The sequence below is a fragment of the Streptomyces sp. NPDC056222 genome (genome assembly GCF_042264065.1).
In the GTDB taxonomy this organism is placed as follows: Bacteria; Actinomycetota; Actinomycetes; order Streptomycetales; family Streptomycetaceae; genus Streptomyces.
In genome coordinates, this window is record NZ_JBHJTL010000151.1 from 1 (window position 1) to 11,586 (window position 11,586).

1 protein-coding gene is annotated in these 11,586 nt (G+C 73.4%); it reads left to right on the top strand.

The window, feature by feature from the left end; all coding sequences use genetic code 11:
- Positions 1-34: 34 nt before the first annotated feature.
- Positions 35-11,586: amino acid adenylation domain-containing protein (locus tag ACFC0D_RS36755; protein WP_376445983.1), on the top strand; the 11,552-nt coding region annotated here is incomplete at its 3' end.

Consider the following 11,586-nt stretch of genomic DNA (forward strand, 5'->3'; position numbering starts at 1 on the left):
CTGGCGCACGACCAGGGAAAGGCCCTTTCGAACGATGTTTGACGTCGAGTCGGACCGGACGTCCGCCGCTTCCGGGATCCCCCTCACCGGTGGGCAATCCGGGATCTGGCTAGCCCAGCAGATCGAACCGGACAGCTCCGCCTACAACATCGTGTTCGTCCTTGACCTGCGCGGCGACACCGACCTCGACCGCCTCGGCGCCTCCGTGCGAACGGCCGTCGAAGAGGCCGAAAGCCTGCACATACGCGTCCGCGCCGACGACGGCGCTCCCCGGCAGACCCTCCACCGCGCCCCCGTCGACGTCCCCGTCGTGGACCTGCGCGGAGCGCCCGACCCCGAGGCGGCCGCCTCCGCCTGGATGGCCGCCGACCGCGACCGGCCCGTCGACCTCGCCGGTGACCCGCTCTTCGCCCAGGCACTGCTCCGGCTCGCGGACGACCATGTCGCCTGGTACCAGCGGTACCACCACATCGTCACCGACGGCATGGGCGTCGCCTTCATCACCCGCCGGGCCGGCGAGCTCTACACCGCCGAGGAGCAGACACCCGCCCCGCGCGACTGGTCACTGACCAGCCTGGTGGACGCCGACCGCGCCTACCGCGCCTCCGACCGCCACGAGCAGGACCGCGCCTACTGGCTCAGCCGCATGGCCGACCGGCCCGAGCCCGTACGCCTCGTCGAGCGCGCGCCCTCGCCCATGACGCGGCGGCTGCGCCGCACGGCGGAGCTGTCCGCCGAGGCCACCGAGCGGCTGAACGCCGCCGCCGACAACGCCGGCGTACGCCCCTCCCGCCTGCTGATCGCCGCCGTCGCCGCCTACCTGCACCGCGCCACAGGTGAGCAGGACCTCGTACTCGGCCTGCCGATCGCCGCCCGCGAGGACGCGGTGTCCGCCACCGTCCCCGGCATGGTGTCCAACATCGTCCCGCTGCGCGTGTCCGTACGCCCCGGCACGACCGGCGCCGAACTCCTGACCGAGATACGGCAGGCGATCTCCGAAGCCGTCGCCCACGGACGCTACCGAGCCGAAGACCTGGCCAGGGAGCTGGGACTGGCCGACGGCGTCCCCGAACTCGTCGGCCCGACCGTGAACATCCTGCCCCGCGCCGAGGACCTGCGATTCCCCGGCCAGGAGGCCGAACTCGCCCCGATCTGGCTCGGGCCGGTCAGCGACCTGGCCCTGTGCTTCGCCGAGCGCGCGCCTGGCAACGGCGTCCGTGTCTACTTCGACGCCGACGCCGAGGTCTGCGACGAGGAGGCACTGCGCCACCACGAGCACCGCTTCCTCGCCGTCCTGCACGCCCTCACCGCTGACCTCGACCGCCCACTCGGCCACATCGAGCTGACCTCGACCGCGGAGCGCGTCCAACTCCTCGACGCGTTCGGCGTGTCACCGCGTGAGGTCCCCGAGGTGTCCTGGCCGGCCGCCTTCGAGCGGCAGGCGCGCCGGGCACCCGACACCGTCGCGCTCGTGTACGGGGACCGGGAGCTGACGTACGCCGAGCTGAACGCGGCCGCCAACCGGCTGGCCCGTCTCCTCGTCGCCCGCGGAGTACGCACCGAGGACGTCGTCGGCGTGGCGCTCCCGCGCTCGCCCGAACTCGTCGTCTCCCTGCTGGCGGTGATGAAGTCAGGCGCCGCCTATCTGCCGCTGGACGCCGACCACCCGCAGGACCGCCTCGCCTACATGCTGACCGACGCGGGCGCGCGCACCGTCATCACCACGCGCGACCTCTCCGGCACGCTCCCCGACGCACCCGGCGTCGCTCACCTGCTGCTCGACGAACCGTCCGTGACGGCCGAGTGCGCCGGTCTCGGCGACTCGGACCTCGACCTGCCGATCGCCCTGGACCAGGCCGCGTACGTCATCTACACCTCGGGCTCCACCGGCCGCCCCAAGGGGGCCGTGGTCTCGCACGACGGCGTCGGCAGCCTCATAGCCACCGCCACCGACCGCATCGGCATCACCGCCGACAGCCGTGTCGTCCAGTTCGCCTCCGTGGGCTTCGACGTGACGGTCTGGGACCTGATCATGTCGCTGTGCGTCGGTGGCCGCGTGATCGTCGTACCCGCCGAGCGCCGCGTCGCCGGACCGGCCCTCACCGACTACATCGCCCGTCACCGCGCCACCCACATGATCCTGCCGCCGTCGCTCGTCTCGGCGCTGCCCCGGGACTGCGAGCTCCCCGAAGGCTCGGTCCTGGTCGTCGGCACCGAGGCGGTGCCCGGTGAACTCATCGCGCGCTGGGCCGGACGGGTTCAGGTCGTGGTCGCGTACGGCCTCACCGAGGCGACGGTGAACTCCACCCTGTGGCTCGCCGAACCCGACCGTCCGGGACCGGCGCCCATCGGCCGCCCGGACCCCAACACCCGTGCCTATGTACTCGACTCGGCGCTCCGACCCGTCCCCGTGGGCGCCGAGGGCGAGTTGTACGTCGCCGGGCGCGGCCTCGCCCGTGGCTACCTCGGCAGGGCCGCGCTGACATCGGAGCGCTTCGTCGCCGATCCGTACGGCGAACCGGGCAGCCGCATGTACCGGACGGGCGACCGGGTCCGCTGGGGCGCCGACGGCAACCTGGAGTTCCTCGGCCGGGCGGACGGCCAGCTCAAGATCCGGGGGCACCGGATCGAGCCCGGCGAGATCGAGAGCGCCTTCATGGCCTGCCCCGGCGTCGCCCAGGCCGCCGTCCTCGTCCGCCAGGACCACCGGGGCGTCAACCGGCTCGTGGCCTACCTCGTCACCGAAGGCGGAACCACTGCCGCGGACCCCGACGCCGCGGTGGCGCGGGCGCGCGCCCAGGTCGCCGAGACCCTCCCGGACCACATGATCCCCTCGGCCCTCGTACGCCTCGACGGGCCGCTGCCCCTGACGCCGAACGGCAAGCTCGACAGCCGCGCCCTGCCCGCTCCGCAGTGGACGGCGATGGCCGGGGACGACGCGCCCACGACGCCCACGGAGACCGCGCTGGCGGCGCTCGTCGCCGAGGTGCTCGACCTGCCGTCGGTCGGCGTGCACGACAGCTTCTTCGAGCTGGGCGGCGACAGCATCGTCGCGATCCAGCTCGTCAACCGCGCCCGCGGCGCCGGACTCGCGATCACGCCCCGGGACGTGTTCCGGCAGCGGACCGTGGCGGCGCTCGCCAGGAGCGCCGACCGGACGGCGGCCGACAGCACCCCGTCGACCACCCGGAACGTGGTGCTCGACGAGGACGCCCTGCCCGTCTCGCCGCTCCAGGAAGGTTTCTTCTTCCACTCGGAGTTCGACCAGGAGGCCGGCGACCTGTACGTCGTGCAGGAACTCCTCGACCTCGCCGACGCCGTCGAACCGGACCGGCTGCGCCGGTCGCTCCAGCTCCTCCTGGACCGGCACTCCCTGCTGCGCGCCTCGTTCCGCCAACTGCCCGGCGGTGACGTCGTCCAGCGGCTCGCCGACCGGGTGACCCTTCCGTGGCACGAGGCCGACACCGAGCGGACCGCCCTGGAGGACATCCTGCGGCAGGATCGCTCCGAGCGGTTCGACCTGTCTCTGCCTCCGCTGATGCGGGCCACGCTCATCAGGGACGGACAGCGCCACCGGCTGCTGCTCACCCTGCACCACATCATCGCCGACGGCTGGTCGGTCTCCGTCCTGCTGCGGGAACTGACCGCCGCCTACCGGGGCGAGACCCTGCCCACGCCCGCGGGCCCGCACGCGTACCTGTCCTGGCTGGCCGGCCGGGACCGGGACGCCGCACGCGACGCGTGGCGCCAGGCCCTGTCCGGCCTCGAGGGCCCGACCCGGCTGCCCGCCCTCACCACCGCACCCGGCGGCGACCCGTCGGCGCCTGCCGGACACGAGCGCGTGGACGTCCGGCTCTCCGAAGCGCTCACCGACGAACTGACCGGCCGCGCCCGCACCCTGGGCGTCACCCTGAGCACCGTCGTCCACGGCGCCTGGGCCCTGCTGCTCGGCGGTCTCACCGGCAGCCAGGACGTAGTCTTCGGCACCACCGTGTCCGGGCGCACCACCGAGGTCGAGGGCCTGGACTCCGCCGTGGGCCTCTTCATCAACACCGTTCCGGCCCGGGTGAACCCGCGGCCCGACGAGTCCCTCGCCGATCTGCTGCGCCGGATCCAGGACGAGCACGCGGCACTCCTGGACCACCAGCACCTCGGTCTCGCCGACATCCAGCGGATCGCCGGCCAGGGGCCGGGCGAACTCTTCGACACCCTCGTGGTGTTCGAGAACTACCCGACCGGCGACGGCCGCGCCGCCGAGGACGCCTTCGTCACCGGCGCCGAGGTGCTCGACGCCGTGCACTACCCGCTCGCGTTGATCGTCGAGCCGCGCGAGGGGCATCTGTCGCTGCGGCTCATGTACGACGCGGCCCGGCTCGACCGGATCGCCGCCGCCGTGCTCGCCAACCGCCTCGAAGCGCTGCTGTGCACCCTCGCCACCGACCCCGAACGCCCTGTCGCCCGCACGGGCCTGCTGTCCGAGCGCGAGCGGGAGCGTCTCACCGAGCTCAATGCCACCGAACACCGGCTCCCCGAAGCGGACGCCACCCTCACCACGCTCGTCGCCGCCCAGGTGGCGAGGACCCCGGACGCCCCCGCCGTCGTCTTCGAGAACACCACCCTGACCTATGCCGAACTCGACCGGCGCGCCGAAGCCCTGGCCGGCCGACTGCGGGCGCGCGGGGCAGGCCCCGAACAGTTCGTCGCCGTCGCCGTGCCGCGCTCGGCGGAACTCATGGTCGCGCTGCTCGCCGTGCACAAGACAGGCGCCGCCTACCTGCCCGTGGATCTCGACTACCCCGCCGACCGGGTGGCGTTCATGCTCGTCGACTCCGGAGCCCGCACGGTCGTGACCACCGCCGAGGCGGCCGGGCGACTGCCCGACGCGCCGGGACTCGAGCACCTGCTGGTGGACGCGGACGTCCCCGACACGCCCGTCGACCACGGCGCGGAGGCTCCCGACACACCGCTGGTGCGGCCGGGACCCGACCACCCGGCGTACCTGATCTACACCTCCGGCTCCACCGGCCGGCCCAAGGGAGTCACCGTCACCCACCGGGCCGTCGTCAACCGACTCGCCTGGATGCAGGGCGAGTACGGGCTCGGCGCCGACGACCGGGTCCTCCAGAAGACCCCGTCCAGCTTCGACGTCTCGGTGTGGGAGTTCTTCTGGGCCCTGACCGAGGGCGCGACCGTCGTCCTCGCCCGGCCCGACGGCCACCGCGACCCCGCCTACCTGGCCGAGCTGATCCACACCCGGCGGATCACCACACTGCACTTCGTCCCCTCCATGCTGGCCGCCTTCGTCCAGGTCATGGAGGCCGGTGCGGACACCCAGGACTGGGCGGCGAGCCTGCGCCGCGTCTTCTGCAGCGGCGAGGCACTCACCGGCCCGGACGCCCGCCGCTGGTCGGAGCTGACATCCCGCCACGGGCGGGGCCCGGTACCTCTGCACAACCTGTACGGGCCCACCGAGGCCGCCGTGGACGTGACCTACTTCCCGTACGAAGGCGGCACCGAGCCCGCCGTCCCCATCGGCCGGCCGGTGTGGAACACCCGGCTGCACGTGCTGGACACCCTTCTGCGTCCCGTGCCGGACGGGGTGCCCGGCGAGCTCTACCTCGCCGGGGTCCAGCTGGCACGCGGCTACCACGACCGGGCCGGCACGACCGCCGAGCGCTTCGTCGCCGACCCGTTCGGCGAGCCGGGCACCCGCATGTACCGCACCGGTGACCTCGTCCGTCGCCGCGCCGACGGCGCCGTCGAGTACCTCGGCCGCACCGACCGGCAGGTGAAGATCCGGGGCAACCGGATCGAGCTGGGCGAGATCGAGACCGCCCTGGCAGACCTGCCGGGCGTCGCCCGAGCGGCCGTGATCGTCCGCGACGGTGCGCTCCTCGGCTACGCGGTTCCCCGCCCCGGAAGCACCCTGGACGCCGCCGCCCTCGACGCCGCGCTCGCCGAGGCGCTGCCCGCGGCGATGGTGCCGACCGCCGTCATGGCCCTCGACGAGCTGCCGCTGTCACCCAGCGGCAAGCTCGACCAGAACGCCCTGCCCTCGCCCTCCGTCGCTCCCGCGGCCGGCGGCCGGGCGCCCCGCGACGAGCGGGAAAGCGCCCTGTGCGCGATCTTCACCGACGTCCTCGACCTGCCCGGCATCGGTGCCGACGACGACTTCTTCATGCTCGGCGGCGACAGCCTCACCTCGATCGCCGTCGCCACCCGGGCCCGTGAAAGGGGACTGACCATCAGCCCGCGCGATGTGTTCGAGCACCGCACGCCCGCCGCGCTCGCCGCGGCGGCCGCGAGCGTGCCGGACGAGCCTGTCGAGCAGACCGCACCGACCGCGGAGACACCCGCCACCGGTGTCACCGTCTCCGCCGCCGACGCCGGACAGGCCGCCGCCGCCCTCCAGGCGATGCTGGCCGCCCAGGCACAGTCCGGTGCGGCGGTCGACCCCGCCCTGCAGGCGCTGCTCGCCCAGTTGACCGCCGGAGCGCCGGCGGAACCCGAGGCCCCCGCCCCGCTGGGCGGACTCGAGCTCTCCCCGGAGGAGACCGCCCGCGTCGAGGCCGCCGCCGGTCTCCCGGTCGCCGACATCTGGCCGCTCTCCCCGCTCCAGGAGGGCATGTACTTCCACGCCACCTACGACTCGGGCGACGCACTCGACGTCTACCTGTCGCAGGAGACCCTGGACTTCGACCACCGACTCGACACCGACCGGCTCCGGGCCGCCGGCCGGGCGCTGCTGCGGCGGAACACCAGCCTGCGCGCCGGATTCACCAGCGACGGCCTGCCCCGGCCCGTGCAGTTCATCGCCGACGGCGCCGAGATCCCCCTGGTGGAGATCGACGTGTCGGGGCTGCCCGCCGAGGAGCAGCGCGCCCGCGTGGACGAGCTGCTGGCCGCCGACCGCCGACGGCGCTTCGACCTCTCCGCGGCGCCGCTGTGCAGGCTGCTGCTCATCCGGCTCGGTGACGGCCGGGACCGCCTCGTCGTCACCCACCACCTCATCCTGTGGGACGGCTGGTCCGCGTGGCTGTTCCTGGAGGAGCTGTTCACGCTGTACGAGAGGGCCGGCGACGCCACCGGTCTGCCCGCGCCCGGTTCGTACCGCGACTATCTGGCCTGGCTGGACGAGCAGGACACCACCCAGGCCCTCGCCGCCTGGCGCGGCGCGCTCTCCGGATTCGACGAGCCGACCCTGGTCGCCCCCACCGGGCGCGACGCGGGCCCGGTCATCCCGGCAGACTTCGACGCCGTGCTCACCAGGGAGACCAGCGACCGGCTGCGTCACCTGGCCCGCCGCCACGGACTCACCCTGAACACCCTGCTGAACGCGGCCTGGGGCCTGGTCCTCTCGGCGATGACCGGCCGCGGCGACGTCGCCTTCGGCACGGCCGTCGCCGGACGGCCCGCGGACGTACCGAACGTCACCGGCATCATCGGCATGTTCCTCAACACCATCCCGGCACGGGTCGCGTTCGCCCCGGACGAGCCGCTGCTCGACCTCCTGCGGCGGATGCAGTCCGAGCGCGCGGCCGTCATGCCGTACGAGCACGTCGGGCTCGGGACGCTCCAGCAGGAGACCGGCCACCGTCGTCTGTTCGACACCCTGTTCGTGCTCCGCTCCGCCGACGGCGAGGACCGGGCCGCGGCGCTCCGGCAGCGGTACGGGATCACCGACGTGTCGAACGTGGACGGCACCCACTTCCCGCTCACCCTGATCGTGACACCCGAGACCCGGCTCAAGGTCACGCTGGCGGCCCGTCCCGATCTGTTCGACACGGAGGACGCCACCGCGATCCTCGGACGGTTCACGGCCGTCCTGGAGCGGCTCGCCGAGACCCTCGACGACGCTGCCGCCGCCACCGCCCGGACCGTCGACGTCGACCTGCTGCTGCCCGCCGAGCGCGCCGCTCTGCGCGCCGGCTGGGAAGCCGGCCGCGAGCCCGTTCCGAACGAGACCGTCGCCGACATGCTCGCCGACCAGGTCGCCCGCACCCCCGACGCGGTGGCCCTGGTCTTCGGCGAGCGAGCCCTGACGTACGCCGAACTGGACGCGCACATCAACCGGATCGCCCGGCTCCTGCTCGCCCGCGGCGCGGGCCCCGAGAAGGCCGTCGCGCTCGCCCTGCCCCGCTCCATCGACATGGTCGCCGCCCTGTTCGCCGTCCTGCGCACCGGCGCCGCCTACCTGCCGCTCGACCTCGACCACCCGGCCGACCGGCTCCGGCTGATGGCACAGGACACCGGACCTCTCTGCCTGGTGTCCACGACCGCCGTCGCGCCGACCCTGCGCGGCGACACCGGCCCTGTCGCCCCCGAGCTCCTCCTGGACGACGAGGCCGTGGCCGCCGAACTGACCGCCCTGCCCGGCAGCGAGATCACCGACGCCGAACGGCCCGCGTTCGCCCACGATGTGGCGGACCGCCTCGACCACCCGGCGTACATCATCTACACCTCCGGCTCGACCGGCCGGCCCAAGGGCGTCGTCACCCCCTACCGGGGCCTGACGAACATGCAGCTCAACCACCAGAGGGAGATCTTCGACCCGGCCATCGCCTCGGCGGGCGGGCGGCGGCTGCGCATCGCGCACACCGTCTCCTTCGCCTTCGACATGTCCTGGGAGGAGCTGCTCTGGCTCGTCGAGGGCCACGAGGTCCACGTCTGCGACGAGGAACTGCGCCGCGACGCCGAGGCGCTGGTCGCCTACTGCGACCGGCACTGCGTCGACGTGGTCAACGTGACCCCCACCTACGCCCAACTCCTCATCGAGGAAGGCCTGCTCGACCGGGACGAGACGACCGGGAAGCACCGCCCCGCGCTCGTCCTGCTCGGCGGGGAGGCCGTGTCGGACACGGTCTGGACCCGACTCCGCCGCACCGAGGGCACCTACGGCTACAACCTGTACGGCCCCACCGAGTACACGATCAACACGCTCGGCGGTTCCACCACCGACAGCGCCACCCCCACGGTCGGCATCCCCATCCGCAACACCCGCGCCCACATCCTGGACGCGATGCTGCGGCCGGTCCCGCCCGGCTGCCCCGGCGAGCTGTACATCGCCGGCACCGGCCTCGCCCGCGGCTACCACGACCGCCCCGGCCTGACCGCCGAGCGCTTCGTCGCCGATCCGTTCGGTGAGCCCGGCGAGCGGATGTACCGCACCGGAGACCTCGTACGGCAGCGCCCCGACGGCCTCCTCGACTTCCTCGGCCGCACCGACGACCAGGTCAAGATCCGCGGCTACCGCATCGAGCTGGGCGAGATATCCACCGCCCTGTCCGCGCACCCCGACGTCGCCCACGCGGCGGTCGTCGTGAACGAGAGCACCGGGACGAAGCGCCTGGTCGGCTACTTCGCTCCGGAAGAAGGCTCCGAGGCGGACGACGCCCTGATCCAGCGGCTGCGCGAGCACCTGAAGGCCGGTCTGCCCGACTACATGGTCCCCACCGCGCTCGTCCCCGTGGACACGCTCCCGATCACCGTCAACGGCAAGCTCGACGTCAAGGCCCTGCCCGCCCCGGACTTCGCCGGCACCGGCACCAGCCGCCCGCCCCGCACCCCGCGCGAGGAGACGCTCTGCGCGCTCTTCGCCGAAGTCCTGGGTCTGGCGGAGGGCAGCGTCGGCATCGACAGCGACTTCTTCGAACTCGGCGGCCACTCGCTGCTCGCCACCCGTCTCGTCAGCCGCGCCCGCACCGCCCTCGACGCCGAACTCGCCATCCGTGACCTGTTCGAGGCACCCACCGTCGCCGAACTCGTGGAGCGCACCGCCGCCTCGCACGGCGCCGCCCGCCCGGCACTGACGGCGGCGGAGCGGCCCGACGAGCTGCCGCTCTCGCACGCCCAGCAGCGGCTGTGGGTCATCCAGCAGATCGAGTGCACCTCGGCCGCGTACAACTTCCCGCTGGTCATGCGGCTGCGCGGCCACCTCGACATCGAGGCGTGGGGGACCGCCCTCGCCGATGTGACGGCGCGGCACGAAGCCCTGCGGACGGTGTTCGTGGAAACCGACGGCCAGGCCGTCCAGCGCGTGCTCCCCGCCCACGAGGCGCGGCCGGTGGTGGAACGGCTGCACGCCAGGGAGGACCAGGTGCCCGCGCTCGTCGAGAACGCCGTCAACCGGCCGTTCGACCTCGCCACCGAGCTTCCGCTGCGCGCCACGGTCGTCGACCTGGCGCCCGAGGACCACGTCGTCGTCCTGCTGCTGCACCACATCACCACCGACGAGTGGTCGGACCGCCCCTTCCTCCGCGACCTGGCCACCGCCTACGCGGCCCGCGTCTCCGGTACCGCACCGGACTGGGAGCCGCTGCCCGTCCAGTACGCCGACTACGCCCTGTGGCAGCAGCGTCTGCTCGGTGATCCGGCCGAGGCGGACAGCCTCGCCGCCCGACAGCTGGAGTACTGGCGCACGACCCTGGACGGCGCCCCCGAGGAGCTGGAACTGCCCACGGACCGGCCCCGACCGGCGCGGCCGGCCTTCTCCGGCGCCGAACTGGACATCGCGTTCGACGCCGACGTCCACGAGGGGCTGAAGCGGCTCGCCCGCGAGACCGGGGCCAGCATGTTCATGGTGGTGCACGCGGCCGTGGCCGCCCTGCTCCACCGCATGGGCGCCGGTACGGACATCCCCCTCGGCTCGCCCATCGCGGGGCGCGGCGACGAGGCCCTCGACAACCTGGTCGGGTTCTTCGTCAACACGCTCGTGCTGCGCACCGACCTGAGCGGCGACCCGAGCTTCACCGAGCTGGTCGCACGGGTCCGGGAGACCGACCTGGCCGCGTTCTCGCACGCGGACGTGCCGTTCGAGTCCGTGGTCGAGAAGCTCAACCCGACCCGCTCCCTCTCCCGCAACCCGCTGTTCCAGGTGATGGTCGGCTACCACGCCCGCACAGGCGACGGACTGGAACTGCCCGGCCTCCACGCCGACTACGTACCGTTCCGCATCCACTCGGCCAAGTTCGACCTGGTGTTCAGCTTCACCGAGCACATCCCTGCCGACGGCGGCACCGGTTCCCTGGGCTGCCGCCTGGAGTTCGCCACGGAGCTGTTCGACCACCGGACCGCCGAGCGCCTCGCCGACCGCCTCCAGAGCCTCGTCGCGGCCCTCGTCGCCGCACCCGAGCAGCCCGTCTCGACGGCGGAGATCCTCGGCGACGACGAGCGGCGGCTGGTCCTGGAGGGCTTCAACGCCACGGCCCGTGAGGTCGACGAGGAGTCCTTCCCGGCCCTGTTCGCGCAGCGGCTCGCGGAGCGCCCCGACACGGTCGCCGTCGTCGACCGCGACCGGTCCGTCACGTACGCGGAGCTCGACGCCCGCGCCAACCGCCTCGCCCGGCTCCTCGCCGCGCGCGGTGCCGGCACCGAGAGCGTGGTCGGCGTGGCCGTGCCCCGCTCGGCCGACATGGTCGCCACGGTGCTCGCCGCGCTGAAGCTCGGCGCCGCGTTCCTGCCGCTGGACCTGGTCCACCCGGCCGACCGCCTCACGTACATGATCGAGGACTCCCGGGCCGCCCTCGTGGTCGGCACCGAGCCGGTCGCGGGCAAGATCCCCGAGGTCGCGGGCGCTCCGGTGGTGCC